General features: G+C 29.1%; 23 protein-coding genes and 2 tRNA genes. 11 read left to right on the top strand and 14 right to left on the bottom strand.

Annotated elements, in window-relative coordinates:
• Positions 1 to 13 precede the first annotated feature (13 nt).
• Entirely contained in the window at positions 14 to 1,270 is a 1,257-nt protein-coding gene (locus T514_RS0114315) for a UDP-N-acetylglucosamine 1-carboxyvinyltransferase (protein ID WP_027625412.1), read from the bottom strand.
• 203 nt (positions 1,271 to 1,473) lie between these two features.
• On the bottom strand, positions 1,474 to 1,644 hold the full coding sequence (locus tag T514_RS26170) for a DUF1540 domain-containing protein (protein WP_084284587.1): 171 nt from the start codon (positions 1,642 to 1,644) through the stop codon (positions 1,474 to 1,476).
• 134 nt (positions 1,645 to 1,778) lie between these two features.
• Between T514_RS26170 and T514_RS0114305 the strand changes: the two genes are divergently transcribed.
• Positions 1,779 to 2,327 carry a 2'-5' RNA ligase family protein gene (locus T514_RS0114305; protein ID WP_027625411.1) on the top strand — a complete coding sequence of 183 codons (549 nt, stop codon included), beginning with the start codon at positions 1,779 to 1,781 and terminating at the stop codon, positions 2,325 to 2,327.
• A gap of 70 nt (positions 2,328 to 2,397) precedes the next feature.
• Here the strand turns inward: T514_RS0114305 and T514_RS0114300 are convergent, their stop codons facing one another.
• Positions 2,398 to 4,296 carry a type I glutamate--ammonia ligase gene (locus T514_RS0114300; RefSeq protein ID WP_027625410.1) on the bottom strand — a complete coding sequence of 633 codons (1,899 nt, stop codon included), beginning with the start codon at positions 4,294 to 4,296 and terminating at the stop codon, positions 2,398 to 2,400.
• Between the two features lie 192 nt (positions 4,297 to 4,488).
• Between T514_RS0114300 and T514_RS0114295 the strand changes: the two genes are divergently transcribed.
• Both T514_RS0114295 and T514_RS0114290 read left to right on the top strand, forming a co-directional pair.
• Entirely contained in the window at positions 4,489 to 4,869 is a 381-nt protein-coding gene (locus T514_RS0114295) for a DUF3783 domain-containing protein (RefSeq protein ID WP_027625409.1), read from the top strand.
• Positions 4,870 to 4,899: 30 nt separating this feature from the next.
• Positions 4,900 to 5,568, top strand: coding sequence for a helix-turn-helix transcriptional regulator (locus T514_RS0114290; protein ID WP_027625408.1), 669 nt, complete (start codon positions 4,900 to 4,902; stop codon positions 5,566 to 5,568).
• 53 nt (positions 5,569 to 5,621) lie between these two features.
• Here T514_RS0114290 and T514_RS0114285 read toward each other — a convergent pair whose 3' ends face one another.
• Positions 5,622 to 7,403 (bottom strand): SpoIID/LytB domain-containing protein, encoded by a 1,782-nt coding sequence (locus tag T514_RS0114285; protein ID WP_027625407.1) that lies wholly within the window; start codon positions 7,401 to 7,403, stop codon positions 5,622 to 5,624.
• 184 nt (positions 7,404 to 7,587) lie between these two features.
• On the opposite strand from T514_RS0114285, the gene T514_RS0114280 reads away from it, so the two are divergent.
• On the top strand, positions 7,588 to 9,387 hold the full coding sequence (locus tag T514_RS0114280; protein ID WP_027625406.1) for a heme NO-binding domain-containing protein: 1,800 nt from the start codon (positions 7,588 to 7,590) through the stop codon (positions 9,385 to 9,387).
• Between the two features lie 39 nt (positions 9,388 to 9,426).
• Here T514_RS0114280 and T514_RS0114275 read toward each other — a convergent pair whose 3' ends face one another.
• Both T514_RS0114275 and T514_RS0114270 read right to left on the bottom strand, forming a co-directional pair.
• Entirely contained in the window at positions 9,427 to 10,317 is an 891-nt protein-coding gene (locus T514_RS0114275) for a radical SAM protein (protein ID WP_034869254.1), read from the bottom strand.
• Positions 10,318 to 10,478: 161 nt separating this feature from the next.
• Positions 10,479 to 11,525 (bottom strand): YkvI family membrane protein, encoded by a 1,047-nt coding sequence (locus T514_RS0114270; RefSeq protein ID WP_423219360.1) that lies wholly within the window; start codon positions 11,523 to 11,525, stop codon positions 10,479 to 10,481.
• Positions 11,526 to 11,657: 132 nt separating this feature from the next.
• Between T514_RS0114270 and T514_RS0114265 the strand changes: the two genes are divergently transcribed.
• The 5 genes from T514_RS0114265 (at position 11,658) to T514_RS0114245 (ending at position 16,771) form a co-directional block, all read left to right on the top strand.
• The gene (locus tag T514_RS0114265; protein WP_027625403.1) at positions 11,658 to 12,785 is read left to right on the top strand and encodes a hypothetical protein; all 1,128 of its coding nucleotides are present in this window, start codon (positions 11,658 to 11,660) and stop codon (positions 12,783 to 12,785) included.
• 89 nt (positions 12,786 to 12,874) lie between these two features.
• Entirely contained in the window at positions 12,875 to 13,798 is a 924-nt protein-coding gene (mnmL, locus tag T514_RS0114260) for a tRNA modification radical SAM protein MnmL/YtqA (RefSeq protein WP_027625402.1), read from the top strand.
• Between the two features lie 99 nt (positions 13,799 to 13,897).
• The gene (locus tag T514_RS0114255) at positions 13,898 to 15,007 is read left to right on the top strand and encodes an ABC transporter ATP-binding protein (protein ID WP_027625401.1); all 1,110 of its coding nucleotides are present in this window, start codon (positions 13,898 to 13,900) and stop codon (positions 15,005 to 15,007) included.
• Positions 15,008 to 15,019: 12 nt separating this feature from the next.
• Entirely contained in the window at positions 15,020 to 15,970 is a 951-nt protein-coding gene (locus T514_RS0114250; protein ID WP_027625400.1) for a PucR family transcriptional regulator, read from the top strand.
• 81 nt (positions 15,971 to 16,051) lie between these two features.
• On the top strand, positions 16,052 to 16,771 hold the full coding sequence (locus tag T514_RS0114245; protein ID WP_027625399.1) for a 2-phosphosulfolactate phosphatase family protein: 720 nt from the start codon (positions 16,052 to 16,054) through the stop codon (positions 16,769 to 16,771).
• Between the two features lie 165 nt (positions 16,772 to 16,936).
• Here T514_RS0114245 and T514_RS0114240 read toward each other — a convergent pair whose 3' ends face one another.
• The 8 genes from T514_RS0114240 to murC all read right to left on the bottom strand — a co-directional run bounded on the left by T514_RS0114240 (position 16,937) and on the right by murC (position 23,216).
• Positions 16,937 to 18,112, bottom strand: a complete 1,176-nt coding sequence (locus tag T514_RS0114240; RefSeq protein WP_027625398.1) for a class I SAM-dependent rRNA methyltransferase — start codon at positions 18,110 to 18,112, stop codon at positions 16,937 to 16,939.
• Positions 18,113 to 18,190: 78 nt separating this feature from the next.
• Positions 18,191 to 18,619, bottom strand: coding sequence for a hypothetical protein (locus tag T514_RS0114235; protein WP_027625397.1), 429 nt, complete (start codon positions 18,617 to 18,619; stop codon positions 18,191 to 18,193).
• A gap of 115 nt (positions 18,620 to 18,734) precedes the next feature.
• Complete coding sequence (locus T514_RS0114230) at positions 18,735 to 19,388, bottom strand: HAD family hydrolase (protein ID WP_027625396.1); 654 nt, start codon at positions 19,386 to 19,388, stop codon at positions 18,735 to 18,737.
• Between the two features lie 222 nt (positions 19,389 to 19,610).
• Positions 19,611 to 20,957 (bottom strand): [Fe-Fe] hydrogenase large subunit C-terminal domain-containing protein, encoded by a 1,347-nt coding sequence (locus T514_RS0114225; protein ID WP_027625395.1) that lies wholly within the window; start codon positions 20,955 to 20,957, stop codon positions 19,611 to 19,613.
• A gap of 126 nt (positions 20,958 to 21,083) precedes the next feature.
• Positions 21,084 to 21,159 (bottom strand) — tRNA-Pro (locus tag T514_RS0114220).
• Between the two features lie 98 nt (positions 21,160 to 21,257).
• A tRNA-Pro gene (locus T514_RS0114215) sits at positions 21,258 to 21,333 on the bottom strand.
• A gap of 95 nt (positions 21,334 to 21,428) precedes the next feature.
• On the bottom strand, positions 21,429 to 21,752 hold the full coding sequence (locus T514_RS0114210; protein ID WP_027625394.1) for a hypothetical protein: 324 nt from the start codon (positions 21,750 to 21,752) through the stop codon (positions 21,429 to 21,431).
• 87 nt (positions 21,753 to 21,839) lie between these two features.
• Positions 21,840 to 23,216, bottom strand: a complete 1,377-nt coding sequence (gene murC, locus T514_RS0114205) for a UDP-N-acetylmuramate--L-alanine ligase (RefSeq protein ID WP_027625393.1) — start codon at positions 23,214 to 23,216, stop codon at positions 21,840 to 21,842.
• A 191-nt stretch (positions 23,217 to 23,407) separates the two neighbouring features.
• Here murC and purR point away from each other — a divergent pair, with 191 nt between their 5' ends.
• Positions 23,408 to 24,226, top strand: coding sequence for a pur operon repressor (gene purR, locus T514_RS0114200; RefSeq protein WP_027625392.1), 819 nt, complete (start codon positions 23,408 to 23,410; stop codon positions 24,224 to 24,226).
• 99 nt (positions 24,227 to 24,325) lie between these two features.
• The gene (gene spoVG, locus T514_RS0114195) at positions 24,326 to 24,616 is read left to right on the top strand and encodes a septation regulator SpoVG (RefSeq protein ID WP_027625391.1); all 291 of its coding nucleotides are present in this window, start codon (positions 24,326 to 24,328) and stop codon (positions 24,614 to 24,616) included.
• Positions 24,617 to 24,645: the final 29 nt, after the last annotated feature.

The following is a 24,645-nucleotide window of genomic DNA, read 5'->3' as shown; positions in this document are numbered from 1 at the left end:
ATTCTCCACCTTATTAAACAGTAGCTCTTTTTATATTAGCACCTAGTTCGTTAAATTTATTTTCGATATTAGGATATCCTCTATCGATATGTTCTATATTTAAAACTTCTGTATTACCTTCTGCAATAAGTCCAGCAATTATCATGGCAGCTCCTGCTCTTAGATCAGTAGCTTTTACCACTGCACCTGTCAATCTATCAACGCCGTCTATAATAGCTGTTCTACCTTCTACTTTAACAGTAGCACCCATTTTCTTTAATTCATCTACATGTTTAAATCTACTTTCCCAGATGCTTTCATTTATTATGCTTCTGCCTTTAGAAACACATAAAAGAGCACTCATAGGTTGCTGCACATCTGTAGGGAATCCAGGATAAGGTAAGGTCTTAATATTTACTCCTTTTAGATTTTTATTTGATTTAACAGTAACGGAATCACCATTTTCTATAACATCTGCTCCCATTTCTATAAGTTTTGCAGAAATGGATTCTAGGTGTTTTGGAATAACATTATTTATAGTAACTTCGCCACCACATGCAGCTGCTGCGATCATATAAGTACCAGCTTCGATTTGATCAGGGATAACGCTGTAGGAACATCCTTGAAGTTCTTTTACACCAGTTATTCGTATAACATCAGTTCCTGCTCCTTTGATATTAGCGCCCATTGTATTTAAAAAGTTAGCTACATCTACTACATGGGGCTCCTTGGCTGAATTTTCCAATACCGTAGTACCTTCTGCAAAAGTTGCTGCTAGCATAACATTTATTGTAGCACCTACGCTAACTACATCAAAGAATATATTTGTACCAACCAATTTGTCAGCTTCAACTATTACTACACCATGTTCGATTTTAACATTAGCACCTAAAGCCTCAAAACCCTTTATATGCTGGTCTATAGGTCTTACACCAATAGGACATCCTCCAGGCATCTCAACTCTAGCTTTTTTGAATCTACCTAATAAAGCACCTATAAGATAGTAAGAAGCTCTCATTTTTCGCACGTCTTCTGTATTAGCATCATAGCTTTTTAAAATAGAACTATCTATAGTTACTGAGGTATTAGTCACTTTAACTTTACAGCCCAAACTTTCTATAATTCGTTCTATACAATGTACATCTTCTATATTAGGTATATTATCTATAACACAAGTTCCTTTACCAGCCATTATAGCTGCTGGAAGAATTGCTACAGCAGCATTTTTTGCTCCACTAATTTCTACTTTTCCATATAGGGGTCTACCGCCATTTATAATTAATTTTTCCATTCCCCGCATCCATCCTTATCTATAGATTTATATGTTAAAATTACTTTCGTAAGTTAAATTCTTAATAAAATAATTACAAACTTTATTATAACATAATTCCATATTATTTTAACATTAATTTTAAAAATGTGAATACCATATGAGAAAATAAATAAAAAAATCCAAAGGGATTTTTTTATCCTTTTGGATTTTTAGGAAAATATTTATCTTTTTTCAAAACTGTTGCAATCAGTGCATTCTACTGTACTTGCTACTGGTTCATGTTTTGCAACCTGAATTTTGGCAAGAGTACAGTAATCATCATCTTTGCAATGAAATTTGCACTCGGCAACTGTACATGCTATACTATCATTATGACCATGATTATTTTTCATAAATGTTCCCTCCTAATATTTAATAATTCTTTTTATTTATGAACATTTTTATGTTTCCACGTATAGATTTTAATATGCATATAATTTAGAAAAATTACAATATATATTTAAATTACGAAAATTGGGGGATAGAAATGAAGTATTATTTAGTTGCTCTCTTTAATGAGGAATCTTACTGTTATATGGAACAAATTCAAAAGAAGGTATGTAAAAAGTATAAAATATATAAAAATTACCCTATGATTCATATAACCTTAGAGGTTATAGAAGATCCAGAAATAGAGGAACTAAGCAGATTGATTAGCAATATTTTAAAACCTTATAAGAAATTTAAAGTAATGATAGATGGAACAGCTTGCCTTGAACCTCCATATAAGTCTATAAATCTAAAGGTAGAGAGTAAAGGATATATAATAAGATTAATGAGACATATAAATGATAAATTGAAGATAAATGGATTTAAGGTAAGAGAGAATATAGATAATTGGAATATGAATGTTTCATTAGCTAATACTAATTATGCAATAAGAGAATGGAGTAATAGAGAGCATTTATCTACATATCAAACCAATAAAGATGACTATATAAAAATGATGGCTACTATAGAGAAGTTAGAGCTTTGGAAATCTATAAATAATAGAAAAGAAATGGTGGTAAAAAGTTTTCCTTTAAGGGATTTTTAAATTTAGTACCATAATTTGAATAAACTTATAACATAAAAAGTCTAGTAGATGTTCTACTAGACTTTTTACATTATATATCCAATAAATTTTTCTTATAACAAGAATATAAACCTCTTAGTTTACTCATTTGGCTATCTAACTCTAATTGTAAATTGGAAAGTTCTGCGTAATTTTTCTTATTTGCAGCTTCTCTCATTTTTGTAAATAAGCTTTTACTAGTATAGCTATCCTTCATAATATAATGTCTTAATTCATTTATTGACATCCAATTTGATATATCTAAATCCAATGCTCTGTCTATGGAATGTAGCATTTTATAGCTTCTTATCTCTTCTGTATAGTTATTTATAAATCTATTAGTAATCTCAGTAATCCATCTACTTATAGCCGCTAATCTGAAACTATTTATAATTTTGTCAGTAAATATGTTACCATCTTTAATAACTTCTAATTTTTCAGCATACTTATCAAAGGCTATTAAGTTTTCATATACAGTTGCAGGGGCTTTACCGAAATATTCTTCTCTTTCAGATTCAGTAAAGTCTTCAAAAACATCTTCTTCTGTTCTATATGCTCTACTTTTTTCTAAGTAGTCAGCATCTTCACCAGGTCTCTTTGAAAGCTCATTTAAAAGACTATCTGCAGACTTATTGTTTAATATTGCATACTTTATACCATCTAACATAGTTAAATAAAGCGTTGATATAGCTAGATAAGTATTTGTATGAGGATTAGGTGATCTTAGTTCGAATCTAGTAGCAAAAGGATTTTGTAAATCTCTTATAACCCCAACAAGTATTGTTCTATTTCTTGATGGAATTTCGACAGTGTGTCCTATAGATGTAACTATACATACAGGGGCTTCAAATCCAGGTTTTAATCTTCTAAAAGCATCATTTGTGGAAGAAACAAATGGATTTATTACTTCATAATTTTTTAGAATACCCATTAATGATGCATATCCTATAGAACTTAAGAAGTGATGCTCATTGGTTGAAAACAAGTTTACTTTAGATCCATTTTTTAATCTAGCTGCAATACCCACATGGATATGTTTACCGCTTCCTGCTACGCCGTCAACAGGCTTAGCTAAAAAGGTTACATCTAAGCCATTTCTTCTAAAGGTTTCTTTAACTAGTGTTCTTGCTAATAATTCATTATCTGCAGCTTGAAGAGGAGTTGAGTATTTCCAATCTATCTCTAATTGCTCCATAATGTGTGTCAATTTTCCAGAGTCGTCTAACTTAGCTTTTACTCCACCTACTTCTTTATGCCCCATTTCTGCACCTAGGCCATAAGCATCTAGAAGTAATAATGATTGTTCTAAAGATGTTCTTACTACACCTTTTGTTCTAGTCCAGTATTGTTCGTGAAGGACTTGAGATGTTGAAAGTTCTTCTATTTCAGCTTTATCATTAGGAGTTTTTACCCAAAATTCTAATTCTGTAGCAGAAGTAACTTCTAGGTGGTCTATATCATTATATTTAATTCCAAATTGGGATAAATATTCATTATTAGATTTAAATAAATTCATAAGAGAAGTTTTAAAGTGTTCAATGGAGTTTTTAAGAATAATTCTAGAATCTATAGGTTTATTGTCATGATAGAGGTAGCAAGGAATACGAAGAGTACCAATAGGTTTGTTAGTCTCCAAGTCTATATGCTCGTAATTATAATCTACAAACCAGTTTACGTCTAAGTCTGCAATCATATCTACTTTTGCATTGTTTAAGGTAGCTATTCCAGGAAATGAAACAGATGAACCATCAGTTTGTACAGCACCTTTTAAAAAAGTGGATATGTCTTCTAAAAAAAGAGCTACTGGTATCTTCTCATCAGTATCATTTCCTGATAAGTCAACTCCTACGAAGGATACAAATTTTATTTCAGGATGTGAACTAAGTAGAGAGTGAAGCGCTTCTTCTGAGTGCTTTTCTCTTGGTATCGTGTAGATTAAGTCTTTTAGCATGTTAAACCTCCTTAATAATAAGAAAATTAATATACCCTAAATTCTATAGTTATTATAAATCATTGTCAATAAGAAAATGAAAGGTTTTAAAATATAAATTGCAAATGAAATATATTTTTATATTAATTGAAAAATGCTGTATAATTAGTATGGTAGGCGGTAATAAATGAAAGGAAAGGGTGTGATTCTATATTGGAAAATAACGAGGTAATGTTGATATATGGGTTTTCTAAAAAAGATATAGATAAAATAGATAAATTAACCAAAGCTAATAATCTTCCTAGGTATATTTTATTAGAAAAAAGCATGGCTAATATGACTATACGGGATATTTTAAATGGTCTAAATCTAAGGGTATTTAATAATATGGATATACCAGAAGATAAGGTAATATTATTTAATAATTTTACTGACAAAAATCTAGATAAATCAATAACCATACTCAGAAAAAATTTAAAAGAATCCCCTATACTTGCTGTAGTTACACCTACATCAATAGAATGGACATTTAAGAGCTTAATAGAGCACTTAATGGAAGAAAGAGAATGGTTTAAAAGTCAGAAGATGAAATAAGTAATATAAAATATCTAAGAGGTGAATAAGATGAGTAGATTAGGAGAAAAAATAAAAGTACTAAGAATGGAAGGGGGACTATCCCAGAAGCAATTAGGTAAAAAGTTAGGGGTCTCAGAAAGTTTTATAAATGAAGTAGAATTAGGAAGAAAAGTTATAAATCAAAATTTAATTGATAGAATAGGAAAAGTTTTAGGAAAAGATTTAAATGATCTTACTTTATCATTTGAAGAACAAGCTTACAAAGAGGAAAAGGAAAATAAGTTTAGCTATGAACCTAAGAAGGAAAAAGTAAGTGAAGTATGGAATGAGGCTTTTGGATCAGTTCTTAAAAATGTTCCTATTTATAAATATGATTTAAATAAAGCTGTAGGCTCAAAGCAGCTTCCATTAGTAGGAAATAAGATTGAAGGATATGCTCAAGATAAAGTGTTCTATGTAGAAATACAGGATGATGATATGATAGGGTTTAGAATAACTAAAGGTGATTTAGCTTTTGCTCATATAATTCATGAAGTTGAAAACAACTCTATATGTTTAATTGAGTATGGTAATGAAAGAAAGATTAGACAGGTGAAGAAGTTAGATAGTAATAAGGTACTTCTTATAAGCAACCCTAACAGTGTAAGAGCAGAAACTATTGAGCTAAGGGATATGAAAGTTATAGCGAGACTTGATAAACTTGAAATAATTTTATAGACATGAAACAATAACTGAAAAGCCATGATGCTTAAAAAATCATGGCTTTATGATTAATATATTTTATCTATACTTACGTCTTTATAAAACTTATTCAATATTTCGTTGTATTTTTTACTGTTTTTTGAAAGTTCTATGGCCCCAAACTGGCTCATACCAACACCATGGCCATATCCTCCACCGTATATTTTAAAGCCATCCTTAACCTTGTCTACAGAAAAAAATGATGAGGGAAGAAAGTTGTTATTCAATAGGGGATCTTTTTTGTGCCTTACTATTGGAATTGTTTCTCCAGAGAAATCTTTGTTACATCTTATAGCATTTCTTATGTTAAGATCTCCCTTTACATTTACTGTAGCATTGGAAAATTCAAAGGATATACAAATTATATTACCAAATTTACTTCTTTCTGCAATAGATATGTTTTTTAAATTACTTAGTTCAGGTACATTATCTATTTTTTTATTATTTTGAATTACTTCAATAAAATCTTTTCTTTTATTAAATATCATTTTTAAGGACTTATTTAAGCTTTTTTCCAAGTTCTTTTTAGGGAAATAAGCATACCATCTAAAATAAGGTGAGTCACTATCTATTGTTTTTAAATCTTTGTTTTTATAGAAATTTAACCAGTCAGCTTCGGATGCAGGAATTTTATTTTCTCCATAAACATAACTTCCATTAAAATAATATTTTTTGTTTTCACTAGTACCATCAGAATTAAACCAAACGTCCTCATAGGCAGTAGCCATGCCACTAGAAGATGAATAGTATTTTGCATCAATTGGGGTGTTATTATAAGTCATTATAAGCCCAGAAGTAGTCCTTACTGCGTCATTAGCTAGTGTATTAGTTTCTATGTTATTATAAACTTGACTTTGTGTGCTATCATCAACATAAAATCCTAAGTTAGAAAATCTATTTTGAAGCATATCAGATATGGCATATGTTCTAGCAGCGATAGCTTGACATTTGAGAGATTCAATGCCTCCAGAAGAAGGCATCTCAGAAGGAACAACTTTGCATAAATAATCTTCAATGTTAACTTCATTAGTCATTAAAATTCCATCTTTAGATGATGTAAATTCTATAATTCCAGAGTAACAAGGTATAAAGTGAGGATTGCCTCTTTTTAAGCTATCTATCTTAAGATTATTACCTTTTAGATAAGATCTAGATTTTAAAACTTTCTTTTCATTATGAACAGTAAATATAATTTCATCATCAGTCTTTTTTAAATTAACTTTAGAGCTTTTAGGTAATTTTAAAGAAAAGTTCTCTCTAAAGTTATAAAGTAAGGAGTCTTCCATACAAGTTATTTCTATATCATCATGATAAAGAGAATTAAAGTTATTATTAGAGATTCCTACTCTCATATATGAAAAATCTACAGGAGTAATTATAAAAGTTTTTAAATTATTTTTTTTATCTGTATAACTTTTTATATTATTTTGACCTACTATTAATTTCTTATCTGTGCAAGTTGTAAGTCTATTATTTTTATCTAAATAATAGTAATATGGATGCTTTGATAATTTTAGTTGCCCTAGTTTTTCCAAATCGTAAAAATCTCTATTCTTTATCATAATTCTTTCTTTTAAAGGAGAGACCTCTGTTACTTTTAATATCCTAAAAAAATTATATTTATAATCGATAATTGTACCAATAGGATATTGTTTTTGAAGTTTAATTTTATATAATTTATCTCCTAAATATACTTTTGAATAATCGGAAGAACTCTCGCATATTACTGCATGTTCTTTTGTTGTAGGTACAAATAGTATAAATAGTAGTAGTAAGGTAAGAAAAAATACTATGGTATAAAATTTTTTCATAGATATATCCCCCTTATTTTATTATATCTTTAATTTAACAATATTTAACACTTGTTTAAATTATAACATTTTATATTTTAAAAAACACATATAATGAGGTATAATCAAAATGTACTTAAATACTCCACAATATAAAAAATAATCTAAATTATAATAAAAATGTATTATTAAAGGAGGAAAGATGATGAAGGGAACAGTAGTTTCTACATGGCTAAGAACATGTAGAAAGCTTTATGATGATGACACAGTAAGTAAGGCTATGGAATCTATAGGATGGGATAGAAATAGGATATTTACTCCTATAGAAAATGTAGATGATAAAAGTGTAAAAGAAGTAATGGGATATATAGCAAAACAAAAGAATATAGATATAAAAAATCTTTGGAGAGAAATAGGAAAGGATAATATAACTGCTTTCCATAGAGATTTCCCTGCTTTCTTTGAACATGAAAATTTATATTCTTTTTTAAAATCAATGTTTGATGTACATGTAGTTATGACTAAAAAATTTCCAGGAGCTAAGCCTCCTTTGGTAACAATTGAACCAATATCTAATAGAGAAGCTATTTTTTCTTATAAATCTGACAGGGGAATGTTTGACTATTTTCTAGGTTTATTGGATGGTAGTATAAATTACTTTAAAGAAAATATAGATTTAGAGGAAGTGGAGAGAACAGGAAATTCCCTTAAGTTAAAACTAAAATTTCAAGAAAATATATATTTTAAAAAAGTATTTAAATTCAATAAGATAATGTCTTTGGGATTCATAAAAAGTGTAGGTGGAAAAATAGCTGTACTTACTTTTTTAATATCATCTATTTTTAATATTAGCATTATGGGATTGGATGATATTATTAAAGCAATTGCATCTTCTTTGGTAACAGCATTAGTAGCATATATATCAAGTTCTTTATTAATGAGGCCAAATGAATATATAAAAACTGAACTAGAAAGAATTCTAGAAAATAAATACCAAGAAGATGGAGAAATTGTAACTGGAGATTTTTTTGAGGAAATATTTAAATTAGTAAAAAGTCATAAGGATATTATTAAAACAGATTTTGTTGGATTTAAGGGTGTAACTGATGAAATGAACACATTTGCGGATAATTTAAATGTAATATCGGCATCAATGAATCATACATCAGAAGAAATATCTGGAGTAGTAGAACAGGTAGCAAATTGTGCAGTTAATCAAGCAGAGAATACAGAACATGCAGTTTCTGTTTTGAATAACAATATAGAAAACTTAAAGAATATAGTTAATAGTGAAAATAGTAATAAAGCGGAGTTAGAAGAGGCATTAAATAAAATAAATAATAGTTATCAATATGTTAAAGATACTAGTAAAAATATAATGGACACTCTTGTAAAATTCCAGGAAGTAAGAGATAAGGGCTTAGATTTGCAAAATAAGGCTAAAGATATAACTAACATAGTTTCCATAGTGTCCCAGATTTCAGAACAAACAAATCTTTTAGCATTAAATGCTTCTATAGAAGCAGCACGTGCTGGAGAACAAGGCAAAGGGTTTGCTGTAGTTGCAGAAGAAGTAAGAAAACTCGCAGAACAAACTAAAAATGCTGTAGAAGAAATTAATTCAAACTTAATAACTTTTGCAGAAGAAACAAAAATATTATCAAATAGAATAGATGCCCAGTATGACGTATTAGAAAATGAAACTAAGAGTCTTGAAAATGTTAGAGATATAAGTTACGAGGCCACCACTTCGGTACAAGCTGTTGCTGCTTCAATGATTGTTACAATAAATGATTTAAATAAGGAGGCAGACTCTATATCAAGTATATTTGGAAATATAGAATCCTTAGCAGCAATTGCAGAAGAAAATTCAGCTTCTTCAGAAGAAGTAAGTGCTAATGTTTCAAATTACACCAATGAAATAAAGAAGTTAATGGTTAACATAAATGAATTCAAGAAAATAACTGAATCATTTAAAAATGAATTAGGTAAGTATAAAATTTAATGTCTACATGATAAAAGGGCTTTTTTAAAGCCCTTTTATTTAAATTCCATTTAAATTGAATTTAGGTATAAAACTCTCTTTGACTGTACCATCTTCCTGTATGAAGCCATTTTTAATTCCAATAGATAAACAATAGTCAATAAAGGCCTCGTAATGTTTTGGATTTACAGGTTTGTTTATCTCCGGAAAGTTGGTTGCTTTATTTAAAGGAGTATACTGATTCATAATACTTACATATACAGTATTTCCAAAGGTAGTATAAATATAATCAACTACTTTTTTTGAATCAAATAGTAACCCAGGAAGCATCATATGTCTAATTATTACTCCTTTTTTCATCATACCATTGCTGTCGAATTTGCAAGGACCTACCTGACAAACCATCTCTTTTATGGCATCTGAGGCATATTTAAAATAATTTCTTGCCCCTGAATATTTTTCAGCATATTTATTATTATAATATTTAAGATCAGGTAGATAGATATCTACATATCCTTCTAATAATCTGATAGTATCAATATTTTCATAACTATTTGTATTATATACTATTGGTAAAGTTAATCCATTATCTTTAGCTATTTTTAGTGCTCCTATAATTTGAGGTACATAATGAGAGGGTGTAACTAAATTTATATTATGAGCTCCTCGTTTTTGTTGTTCTAAGAAAATTTCAGATAATCTCTCTATAGAGACTTCTTTACCAATATCTTCTTGACTTATCTGATGATTTTGGCAGAAAACACAACTTAAATTACAATTTGAGAAGAATACAGTTCCTGAACCATTAGTTCCAGAAATACAAGGCTCTTCCCAGTAGTGCAATGAAGCTCTAGCTACTTTTATACTTTTTCCACTTTTACAAAAACCTAATTCTCCATTTAGTCTATCTACCCCACAGCTTCTAGGACATAACTTACATTTGGATAGAATATTTAGCAAAATAACACCTCATTTGTTTAAAGGATAATTGGCCAAAACATGGTCAAAAAAATTTTTATTAAATTCCAATCATTATTTTATTCCATATGCCTAACTCTAAAAAATAATTATACAACTATATAGGTTCTTTCTCAATGAAATTAAAATAATGATTATCTATCTTTGATATAAAATATAATACATTGTATTATAAAAATAAAACTTATCAATCCAAAAGCAGGGTATAAAAATGTAATTAGATTTACAAAACCTACTTGAGATATAGGAATTGCTATAGCAAGTATTAAAATACAGCCCACTTTGTAAGATATTTTAAAAGTTTGCTCTAAGGTTTTACTTACACTAAATATATCAGAAACCTCTGTGGAGAACATTTCAAGCCAAATTATAACTAATAGCATAATTTGAATTAATCTTCCAAATCTGTTTGCTACATATAGTAAAGGTATTTCATATTCAAAAATATAGGGAATGTTTAGAAGTAATAGTAGATTTATTATAAGTGATAATATGGTTAGTCCTATAGAACCTAATGTTATTCCAGTAAAAATATATTTTTTGTTAGGGATTTCTTTAGTTAAAGGAACTATAACGCCAGTAGAAGAAAGAATGTTAAAACTGGAATATAAAAAACTAGAAAAAACCCAATGATTTTTATGATAGGGAACAGTTTTTACATAGGCAAAGCTCATATTTTCATAAAAAAATATATACAAGATAAATAAAGTAACAATAACTATAGTTAATGTAGGAACTATAACAGAATTAATTTCTATAAGACCTTTTGTATCTCTAAAAAGAACTATAAGTGATATAGTACTCATTACAAATATACCTATCCACTTATTTAATCTAAAGTATTGATGAATTAGAGCACCACTTCCAGCTAAAATTATGGCAGAGCTACTTATCAAAAACATTCCTGTTACTATGTCAGTAACTTTTCCTAGAAAGCCAGGACTAACAAGAGCAATAAGATCATTATAGGAATTTAGTTTGTATTTTATACTTAAATGAGCAACTATGTATCCTGTTACTATATAAAGAATACAGCAAATTATTATGCCTAGGAAGCTTTTGTATCCATATGTTGTAAAAAATTGAGTGATTTCTTGTCCAGAAGCTAGTCCAGCTCCTACAATTGTACCAATAAAAACCGCTGCAATTTGGAAAGTTAATCCTATTTTCTTTAACAAAATAATTCTCCTCTCAATCTTAATAAAAAGCTATTCTTTATAAATATATAAAGAATTTAAGAAATAATGATTTTACAAATTAAAAATTTATTTTTGTGACAAACTATATTTAAATATAGAATGGAGGAGTTAAAGATGAGAGGAAAGAAATTTTTGCTATATATTATATCATTATTATTAGTAATAAATTTTGCTGCATGCAAAACGGAAAATAAAAAACAAAGTGAAGAAAAGAAAACAGAAAAAAGTTTTGATATAAAGGCAGCAGAAAATATAATAAATGGATATATGAACTATTTAATAAAAGAAGACTATGAAAATGCAGCAAGATTTTATTCAAAGGAAATAGTAAAAGATGCACCTAATATAAAAAATCAACCTTTAAAGATAAAAGGATTTAATATTCAAGAAATAAATGAGATTGGTAAATCAGGCCTTTTTAAAGTAAAGGTAGCTAGAATGAATACGAAGGAAGCATATGCTTCGTTAGAAGAATATACAATAAAGGTTATAAAAGAAGATACAGATTATAAAATAAATGATGTGAATGTTATTGTTGATAAAGAGTCATTTGTAAAAAATAATAAGTTAAGGATAAGGAGCAAGAATAATGTAGATACAAATTTGCTTATAGATCCAAGTGGAATTCCAAGTTATGCTTTTTCTAAAGATGATAAGACAAAAACAAATAAAATGATAGTTCCTAAGGAAAAGTATGGTCCAATGATTTTTTCATATGGTGGATATACTATGGCAATAAGTACTCATAGTAAGGATGCTTTTGCAGGAATTGTGAAGATTGATGAAAGCATGGCAGTTCAAGGAGGAGGAAAAAGTGGAGGGTCACAAGAAGAAGGAGCTGGGGGAGGAGGAGCAGCTGGAGGAGGAGCAGAAGGTGGTGCACCAAGTGGAGTGCTGAAAGAGAAGCCTGTAGGCAAAGAATTTACTCAGTTGGACTTATTAAAAAACTCTAAAATTGAATATATGGTTTTTTCATCAGATGAAAAGTTTGTATTAATTCAATACACAAAAGAAGGTGAAGGTAAGTGTATTAGACTTTATAACTCAGAAGGTGGGGATATTATTCCTTATGAGTTCGATAAAAAGTTCCCAATAGGAAAAGTAGATGTAGTGTTTTCTTCATTTGATAAGGAAATTTTAAATTTTGAAGTGATTCCTAAATCTGCATCAGATAAAAGTGTGGGAGAATATATAGGTAGATGGCAAATGGACTTAAAGGAATTTAAGGTAAAGAAAATGTAGATATTTCATAGGTTGAAAGAGAAATACCTGTAGACTATAATGTTTATGGGTATTTCTAATTTTTAAAATAAAGGAATGGAGTTAGATACATGATAAAAAAATGGGGAGATAAAAGATACTATAGTTTAAATTACTTTTTAAGAGAAAAGTATGGATCAAAGGTTTTTAAAATATCATTAGATGCAGGGTTTTCATGTCCTAATAGGGATGGAAAAATAAGTAGTGGAGGATGTGTATTTTGTAGTGAGAGAGGGTCTGGAGATTTTGCTGGTGATAGGGAATATTCTATAACTGAGCAATTTAAAGATATAAAATTTATTATGAAAAAGAAATGGAAGGAAGGAAAGTACATAGCTTATTTTCAAGCATATACAAATACTTATGCTCCAATAGATATATTAAGGGAAAAATATGAGGAAGCGCTAAGTCAAGAGGGAGTAGTAGGAATAGCTATTGCGACAAGGCCAGATTGCTTAGAAGAAGAAGTGTTGGATCTTTTAGAAGAGCTGAGCAAGAAAACGTACTTGTGGGTAGAGCTAGGGTTACAAACAGTTAATGATAAAACAGCTAGAATAATAAATAGAGGTTATAAACTAGAAATTTTCGAGGAAGCATTAAAGAATTTAAGAAAAAGAAATATAGATGTAGTAGTACATAGCATATTTGGGTTGCCTGGAGAAAAGGAAGAGGATATGTTTAATACAATAAAATATTTGGCAGCTAATGATATACAGGGGGTAAAATTTCATTTGTTACATCTTATGAAGGGAACACCTCTAGTCAAGTTATATGAAGAAGGAAAGTTTGAATTTTTAGAAGAAGATCAATATGTAAAAATAATATGTAAAGCCATAGGATTATTAAGGGAAGATATAGTGGTTCACAGGCTTACAGGAGATTCGCCAAGGAATCTTTTAATAGGACCTAAGTGGAGCTTAAAAAAGTGGGAAATATTAAATTCCATAGATAAAACATTAGAGGAGAAAAACATATATCAAGGATTGTATTATTGAACAAATTATCTTACACAATATTGTGACCTATGTAAATAGAAATAAGATTATGGAAATGATACAATATTGGTATAAATATTGTATTAGGGGGAATGTTAAATGGCAAGCTTATCATTAAAGCATATATCTAAAGTATATTCTGGGAATGTTACAGCAGTAAAGGATTTTAATTTGGATATAGAGGATAAAGAATTTATTATTTTTGTTGGACCTTCAGGTTGTGGTAAATCTACGACCTTAAGAATGATAGCTGGCTTGGAGGAAATAAGCGATGGAGAATTATATATTGGTGATAATCTTGTAAATGATATAGCACCAAAGGATAGGGATATAGCAATGGTTTTTCAGAATTATGCTTTATATCCACATATGACTGTTTACGATAATATGGCATTTGGATTGAAGTTAAGAAAAGTATCTAAAGATGAAATAGATAAAAAAGTTAAAGAAGCAGGGAAAATACTTGATATAGATCATTTATTAGATAGGAAGCCTAAGGCTTTATCAGGAGGGCAAAGACAAAGGGTTGCATTAGGAAGGGCTATAGTAAGAGAACCAAAGGTGTTTTTGATGGACGAGCCGTTATCAAACTTAGATGCAAAACTTAGAGTACAAATGAGAACAGAAATATCAAAACTTCACAAAAAATTGCAGACCACATTTATATATGTAACTCATGATCAAACTGAAGCTATGACCATGGGAACAAGAATAGTAGTTATGAAAGATGGACTAATACAACAGGTAGACACACCTCAACAAATATATGAACATCCAACTAACATGTTTGTAGCAGGATTTATAGGAAGCCCTCAAATGAATTTTATAGATTCAAAATTACAAGAAGAAAGTGGAAAGGTATGTATAGTATTTGGAGAGGATTCCATATTACTACCTGAAGAAAAAGCTAAGATGGTAAAGAAAAAAGGGTATTTAGGTAAAGAAGTGATAATGGGTATAAGACCAGAAAATATCTATGATAAAGATGAGTTTATAGAACAACATAAGGAGGCTTCTTTAGAAGCAGATGTAGAAGTAACAGAACTTATGGGAGCAGAAACATATATATATCTTTCAAAGGATAAAATTAATTTAACTGCAAGAGTTAATGGAAATTCTAAAGCAAAAGCAGGAGATAGACTGAAGATAGCAATGGATTGGAATAAAATACACATATTTGATAAGGAAAGTGAATCTACGATTCTATAGGGGGCTAGCGAAGTGTACAATTTTTTAAATTATTTGCAGGGATTAAATGCAGAATCTAAAATTAACTTTAAACTAATATGGGAAAATGGAGAATGTATATATAATAGTTTATCAAAGAATGAAGATGAAGAAAACTTATGCTTTCAAGTAGAACTAGGAAATAAAGTAGCTAATATGTATGTGCCAGTAAAATATGAAAATTGTACACTTCTCTTGAAGTTCTTTTTAGAAAGTAAATTTAAGGAGTTAAATTCTGTTGAAGAAGAAATTTTATATAGTTTGTTGGACAACAAGGAAGTATTAGAAGATACAATAAAAGAGAAAATACCTTTTTTATATAATGATAGTAATATTTTTTTGGTAAAAGTTGAAGGTAACTCTATAGAAGCGTTAAATATAATTAAGGAATTATATTTGAATGAGGAGGCATTAAGTATAATTTTTGAAGATAACATAGTAATAGTAGGATGCTTTGATGAGCCGATAGAACATGCAAAGAGCATTAAAAATTCTATAGAGACAGATCTATATTGCAAGTGCATAGTAAGTGTCAATGGAAAGATAAATAATACTTTTGATTTGAGAAAGTGCTATAGTGAAGGAAAAGAAGGTTTATTTTTAAGTGAAAAGTTTTCATTAAAGAGAGATATATTATATTATGACAAAATACTATTTGAAAAGATAGTGTATAATATAAAGCCACAGGTAAAAAATGACTTAATGGGAAGATTTAGTCCTAAATTTAATAATTTTGATGGGGACATAATAAATACTATAGAAGAGTTTGTTAAATGTGATTTAAATATAAGCAATGCAGCAAAAAAATTATTTATTCATAGAAATACTTTAATATATAGACTAGATAAAATATATAAGGAAACGGGATGTGATATTAGAAACTTTAAAGACGCATCTGTGTTTATAATAGCATTTCTTGTATGGAAAGAAATAAATAACAGATAGCAGTATTTGTTTGTATAACAATTTTTAAAGTGTTAATATAATTATTAAAGTACAAAGTCTATTTAAGATGGGGGAATAATTATGAAAATAGATTTAATAATATCAGCAGATGATATAAAAAAAGAAAAGGTAATAGATAAATCTGTAGTAGTAATTGATATGCTTAGAGCTACATCTGTAATAGTAACAGCTATGAATAATGGATGTAATGAAGTTATACCTGTTATAACTATAGAAGAGGCATTAGCCATAGCCAATAATGAAGATAAATATATACTGGGTGGAGAAAGAAAGGCTTTAAAAATAGATGGCTTTCATTGTTCAAATTCACCATTAGAGTATACACCTGAGGTGGTACTAGAAAAATCTTTAGTAATGACAACAAGCAATGGAACTAGAGCTATAAAAGGTAGTGAAGGTGCTAGAAATATAATTATAGGAGCATTAATTAATGCTAAAGCTGTAGCAAAAAAATTGATAAAGTTAAATAATGACGTAGTAATAGTAAATGCAGGTACTTATGGAGAGTTTTCTATAGATGATTTTATATGTAGTGGATATATTATTGATTGTTTATTAAAGAAGCAAAAGGTGGAACTGAGTGATATAGCTAAAACTGCTCATTATATATATACTCAAGGACCAGACTTGAAGTTTATAGAATCCGCATCTCATTTTAAAAGAATAGAAGAATTAAATCTTTATGATGATTTAAAATATTGCTGTAAAAAGGATATAATAAATATAGTTCCAGAGTATAAAGAAGGAACAATAAGGCTATTTAATAATTTAAGTGAATAGATAAGAATGAAAAATAAAGAGAAATTTTTAAATAATAAATAAAAAAAATAAGGAAACTTTGTTTAAAAACAAAGGTTTCCTTATTTTTTTATAATTTAAATTTTTTTGTAGTTCTAACAGAAAAAAGTACAAATAACTATCAATTTAAAAATGTAGATTACTTTTTTAAACCACTTGGAATATATAGAATTTTAAATAATATGACTCGTCTGAATTCCATAGTATAGGATGATCAGAAGATTGAGTTCTAAATTCAACCTGTCTTAAAAGTCGTCTGGCATCCTTTGCAGCATCTGCAATGGTATCTCTAAAAAGCTGAGGATTCATAAAGTGAGAACAAGAACAAGTAACAAAGTAACCACCGGGTTTAACCATCTTAATTCCTCTTAGATTGATCTCTTTATAACCTCTGACAGCATTATTTATTGTAGATCTAGATTTAGTAAAGGCTGGTGGATCTAATATTACTACATCAAATTTTCTGCCTTCTCTATCCCACTTATGAAGTACATCGAAGGCATTATGACATTCAAATTTTACAACATCTGAAAGACCATTTAACTCAGCATTTTTCGTAGCATCTTCTACAGCTAGTTCTGAAATATCAAGACCTAATACACTTTTAGCCCCAGCAATACCAGCATTTAATGCAAAGGATCCTGTATGGGTAAAGCAATCTAAAACATCTGCATCTTTACATATTTTGTGTATAGCGTTTCTATTTTGTTTTTGATCTAAGAAAAATCCAGTTTTTTGTCCGTTTTCTATATCCACATGGTATTTAACACCATTTTCAACTATTTGTACTTTGGTGTCAAAAGGCTCTGTTAAGAAACCTTTAACTTGTTCCATTCCTTCTAATTCTCTTACAGGAACGTCACTTCTTTCATAGATACCTTTAGCGTTATATTCTTCTTTTAGCAATTTAACTATTATATCTTTATATTTATCAATACCTAAAGCAAGAGATTGAATAACATAATAATTTTCGTATTTATCGATTATTAAACCTGGTAAAAAGTCAGCTTCACCAAAAACAAATCTACAGCTAGATGTATCTATTATCTTTTCTCTATATTCCCAAGCATTTCTTAATCTCTTTCTAAAGAATTCTTCATCTATTTCCTCATCTATATTTCTAGTCATTATACGAATAGCAATTTTAGAGGCATCATTAATATATCCTTTACCAATAAAATCGTTTTTAAAATTATATACTTCTACTATATCTCCGTTGGTATATTCACCATCGTAGCCCTCTATTTCAGTAGAATATATCCAAGGGTGACCACCTTCTGATTTTCTTCCCATACCTTTATATAAATAAAATTTACAAGTCATTAAAATACCTCCTAAGTTTTTTCATCATGTAGTATACCACATTTAAATATTTAATAATACAATTTATATTAAATAAAATTAGGGGCTAGTAGAGTCATTCTCGTTACTGATCCATTGGATATTATTTCCTTCAATCCATCCTTTTGAATTTATTTTATCTAAAGAAGGTATTGAAATTTCAAACCATAGTTTATCATTTATTTCTGCACAATCTTGTACATGAACAAACATGTCTTTTTCTAAGTTTAAAATAGTAATAGCATTATCCAATGGATATAAATATAAATTGCATTTAAACTTAATTGATCCAGAAGTATATTGGGGAACTATATATTTTATCTTTAAGTTACTATATAGGTTATTTGTTTTATTAACTTTACATTTTAGTTCATCGTATTGTTTTTTTAAAATAACAAATTGTCTTCTTTGTAAAGATAATTTGTTATTAAAGTAATAAGTAACATATAGGGAAATACATATAAGAATTATTATGAGAAATATTATCAAGCTAATCTCCTCCGAGAAAGTATTTATTACTATTTTATTCATGATTTATATAAAATTACACAAATAAAGGGGATTAATAAAGATTTTATCTTTATTAATCCCTAAAATTATGGTATTAAACTGCTTTGGTTAATTCATCGTATTTAAAAATATATATATCTGCTAAACGTTCAATATCTTCTTTTTGGCTGTCGGAATATAAATCATGAACTCCAACAACTTTCATACCTGCTGCCTTTGCACCAACTACTGCAGGTAATATATCCTCAAAAACAATGCATTCATTAGGATTCACCTCTAATTTCTCTGCACATAACAAATATACATCAGGAAAGTTTTTGCCTCTGTCAACTTCGTTAGTAGTAGTAATACAATCAAAATAATCATATATATTGTTATTTTTTAAGGCTACTTCTAATAACATATTACAATTGCTAGTAGCAAGTCCAATTTTTATTCCATTAGATTTAAGTAAGTCTAAGAATTTTTTAGCGCCAGATTTTAATTTTACATTAGAACTATATTCCCTTAAGGCTATGTAATTCCACTCGTTTGTGATTTCATCTATACTTTCGCTTAAATTAAATCTTTCTTTAAAGTATTTAGCTGTTTCACTAAAACTTAGATGTTCTATATTTTCTTTTAAATCACTTGGAACTTCAATATTCCTTTTCTTTAAGTATTCCACATCTACAGTTTTCCAAACCCACATTGAATCTATGAGAGTTCCGTCCATATCAAATATAGCTGCCTTTATATTTTTTAACATAAATTTATACAATCCTTTCTTAAAAAAATTGTGATCAATCTTTTAGAGTACAGATAAGGAAGATTTTCTTTTTTAACATCATAGAAAATCTTAAATTTAATATTAATTTATTATAGCAAATATTAAATTAAATTACTAAGTTATTTAGTTTGCAATTTATAGATTGAAATTCTAGTATCTGTACTCTTTTTCTTTTGTTCTAAAAAAATTGATCGAAATGCTTTAAAACTCTCTCTCGAATATTTTGATCTTATCTTTATTTTTAAAGTCTTCTATAGAATTAATTCCAATATTGGATAGCACATCCTTCATGCAGTTACTATCTACAGCAACTTTTATGTGTGCTTTATCAGCAAAACTATCTACAGCATCTTTACCTATTTCTTTTTTTATGATAGCTTTAGGACCACCAACGCAACCACCAACACACCCCATACCTTCTATAAAATTAGCAGTGATTTCTCGACTTTTAATTTTCTCCAGCATATCCTTACATTCTTTAACTCCGTTGGCCTGAGTAGTTTTCAATAGTTTATATTTGTTTGGAAATAACCTTTCAATAGCCTCGCTAACTGCTATAGAAACGCCGCCTGTTCTACCGTAAAGTCTTCCTCCTTTAGAAGCGTATTCCGAAAATAAATCTTCTTCTAGTTCTTCTGGACAAATACCCAAAGAATCAAATATGTCTTTAATTTCTGTAAAAGTAAGAACGAAATCTATATCTCCCAATAGATCTTTTTCTTTTGCTTCACCTTTTTTTGCTACACAAGGTCCTACAAATACAACTTTACAATCAGGATTAAGCGTTTTTAATACCCTTCCAGAAGCTATCATTGGTGATATTGATGGAGATACATGTTTTATGAGGTCATTATAGACTTTTTTTAACATTCCAACCCACATAGGACAACAACAAGAAGTTATCATAAAGTCATCTTCACTTTTTACAAAGTGATCATATTCAACAGCTTCCTTCAGAGTTAGCATATCAGCAAAAAATGCCACTTCTACCATGTCAGAAAAACCTATTTTCTTAAAAGCTGTTCTTAGTTGATTTATAGTTACATCTTGCCCAAATTGCCCAATTATTGCAGGAGCTACAGCAGCAACTACTGTAGATTTACCTTTAAGTAAATCCAAAAGAGGTAAGAATTCAACCTTATCTAGTATGCCGCCATTAGGGCAGCTTTCAAGGCACATACCACAATCCATACATAATTCATTGTTAATGTATATATTGTTATCCTTTGGGTTTCTAAATATGGCGTTTATTGGACATGATTTTTGGCAGAGAGTTTCACCAGATTCTTCTACACAACTCCCTGAACAACAACTAAACTTATTAACTACTTTGTGATCTGGAGTATATTTTTTTATGGCTTCTTTTAAATTAATTGCAAAGTTTTCACTTGACTGAATATCAACCCCACAAAGGGAAGAGATAACATAGGCAAGTTTATCCTTATCAAAGTCCTTATGTGAAAATAAATCATTAACCTTTGCATCAAAGTTATCTTCATAATAAGCTTTTACAAGATCTTTGAAGATTTTTCTATAATCATCCCTCATGATTAATCTCTCCTTTTTTATCTATAGTTAATAATTATTGCTATTATATCATAAAAATAAATAAAGTGAATGTATAGTCCATTCACTTTATTTTGTAGAAGATTTATAAAAAATATTCAAATATTTTGGTCGGGGTAACAGGGATTGAACCTGCGACCTCATGGTCCCGAACCATGCGCGCTCCCATCTGCGCTACACCCCGTTACCAATATTATACATAATTTTGCCATTAACTTCAATACAATGATAATAATAGTGGAATTTATAATAAAAAAAAGCTACTATTTACATAGTAGCTTTTGGTCGGGGTGACAGGGATTGAACCTGCGACCTCATGGTCCCAAACCACGCGCGCTCCCATCTGCGCCACACCCCGAAGAACAAGTACAATTATAAATTATTTGTCCAAAAAAATCAATAGCAAATTTAATTTATTTAATAAAATAAAAAAGGGGCATCACCAAAAAGTAGTTACCCCTTATTTTTATTGTTGTTTTTATCACCACTACCTCTAGTTGGCACAGTAGACATTACAAACCCGACTAATATAGATACTAAGGCTGGTGCAACTACGTTCACATATGCTATGAATCTAGTTTTATATAGTGCAAATGCCGTTAAGCCAGTTATTAGTACTGTAATGATAAAAAGATATATTATAAATTTTGCAAAAGAGCCAAAAAAGTTCTCGTATAACCTATGCCTTGTAGGCCCACTAATTATACCTTTAAATACAAAATAAGATGCAAAGATTAATACGATGTTTGCAGCTGATGAAATTAAAAAATTTCTCACAAAAAACACCTCCAATAATACTTGTATTTAGTGTTACCATATTGAAGGTGTTTTACACAGGTAATATAAAAAATATATATTAAAAAATTACTCTTTAATAAACATTTCGCCTACTTTATATATGTCGCCTGCACCAACTGTTAATAATAAGTCTCCTGATTTCAGAGTGTCTTTTAAATATTTTACTATATCATCAAAGCTATGAAGATTTATACAATCTAAGTTTTTTTCTCTTAAATTATCGCCTAAAGTATCAGAACTTACTAATCCGGTATCTTTTTCTCTAGCAGCATAAATATCTGCAAGTATTAGTTTATCTACTCCAGAAAAACATTCAGTAAATTCCTTAAATAAAGTATAGGTTCTTGTATAAGTATGTGGCTGGAAGACACAAAATATTCTATTATGTGGATAGTTTTGGGAGGCACTTAAAGTTGCTTTTATTTCAGTAGGATGATGGGCATAATCATCTACAACAGTAACTCCATCTTTGATGCCTTTAAGTTCAAATCTTCTGTGAGTTCCATAAAAGCTTTCTAAACCATCTACGATGAATTCTTCTTTTATATTAAGTGTCAAAGCAATACTAATACTAGCTAATGCATTTAATATATTGTGATTTCCAGGAACATTGAGTTTAATTGAAAATAGTTTTTTGGTATTTTTAATTACATCAAATGAAGAACAACCTTTATCATCAAAAGTTATATTTTCTGCTCTTATATCTCCATGGTTTATGCCATAAGTAATTATGTTGCAGTTAGCTTCTGATAAAACTTTATCCATTTTATCATCTTCTGAGTAGGCTATTAAATATCCATCTTTAGGGATAATTTTTGCAAATTTTATAAATGTATTTTGTATATCATCAATATCCTTATAATAATCTAAATGATCTGCATCTATATTTAGTATTACACCAATATAAGGGAAAAATTTAAGGAAAGAAGCTTTGTATTCGCAAGCTTCAGTTATGAAATATTCACTTTTGCCAGTTCTAACATTACCATTTATAATATCAAGTTCTCCACCTACTAATATGGTAGGATCAAGATTTGCTTTTATAGTTATATGAGAAACCATAGATGTAGTGGTGGTCTTTCCATGGGTTCCTGAAATTGCTATGTTAAATTTATGGCCTTTCATTAATTGTCCAAGAAAATCTGCCCTGTCCATAATTGGAATATTTGCTTCTAAGGCCTTTATAAGTTCAGGATTATCTTTTGATATGGCTGCAGTATAAACTATAAGATCTACATCTTTTATATTTTCACTTTTATGGCCAATATAAATTTCAGCACCCATTTTTGAAAGTTTATTAGTTATTGGGGATTCATTCATATCAGATCCAGATACTTTGTAACCTCTTTCTAGTAAAATCTCAGCAAGTCCACTCATACTTATTCCGCCTATACCAATAAAATGAATTTTGCTATTTGCATTCTTTATAAAATCAAATGACAACATAATCAACTCCTTATAAATTAACTCCATTTAATAATTATATACAAAAAAGAAGTAAAAAAACACTTTTATATTATTTATATTATATTTTTTGCTAAGTATTGATTATAATTATGTTTTAGAATAGAATATGAATAATAAGATTATTTGACTATAAAATAATTCGTAAATTTAATAGATAGGTGATTTGAATGGAGAAGTTTACAAGAAACCAAAGGATATCTGCTATAACTAAAATGTTAATTGAAAATCCCAATAAGATAATTAATTTAAATAAGTTTACTGAGATGTTTAATGCTGCAAAATCTACTATTAGCGAAGACTTAATCGCAATAAAGGATATTTTAATTAAGCTTTCTATAGGTAGAATAGAGACTATACCAGGGGCTGCAGGTGGAGTTAGGTATGTATGTGGTATATCAAAAGAAGAAAGTATAAAATTTGCAGAAGAATTATGTATTATTTTACAAGATAGAGAAAGAATAATACCAGGGAACTTTCTCTACGTTACAGATTTGATGTTTAACCCAGAAGTAATACATAAGGCAGGAACTATACTAGCCGCAGCTTTTAATAAATTGGATGTAGATTATGTAGTAACTGTTGAAACAAAAGGTATTCCATTAGCTTACGAAGTTGCCAGAATGATTGGAGTTCAATTAGTGGTTGTAAGAAGGGAGAACAAAGTTACTGAGGGACCTACTGTTAGTATAAATTATGTATCAGGATCTACTAATAGAATACAAAATATGTCTCTTTCTAAAAGAGCTATTAAACCTAAGAGTAATTGTATATTTATTGATGACTTTATGAAAGCAGGAGGTACGGCTTTTGGCATAATAGATCTTTTAAAGGAATTTGATAGCCAATTAGTAGGAACAGGAGTACTTGTAGATAACATAGATATAAAGCAAAAGCTAGTGAGTGATTATGTATCTATTATCGAGTTTAATGGATTAGATGAAAATAATAATGCTGTTCTACAACCATCTAAAAAAATCAAATTATAAAATTTTCGAAAAATTTAATAATTTTTTTAAAATAAAGAAGGAAAAAGCAAAAACGTAGAGAATATTATATGTACATAAGCATCTCGGAGGTGGATTAATATGGAAATAACAGATGTAAGGGTTAGAAAGATAACTGCTGAAGGAAAAATGAAAGCCATTGTTTCAGTAACCTTTGACAATGAGTTTGTTGTTCATGACATAAAGGTTATAGAAGGACAAAATGGTCTGTTTATAGCTATGCCAAGCAGAAAAACTCCTGATGGAGAATTTAAGGACATAGCTCATCCAATAAATACTCAGACAAGAGAGAAAATACAGAAGGCCATTTTAGATGAGTATGAAAAAGTAAAAGATGAAGTGGAAGTAGTAGAACAGAATCCAGAACAATAAAAAGGAGTAGAAATACTCCTTTTTATATT

The organism is Clostridium lundense DSM 17049, from assembly GCF_000619945.1.
GTDB classification, from domain to species: Bacteria; Bacillota; Clostridia; order Clostridiales; family Clostridiaceae; genus Clostridium_AO; species Clostridium_AO lundense.
The sequence above is the reverse complement of the archived record's forward strand: the minus strand, read 5'-3'. Positions and strand labels throughout refer to the sequence as shown.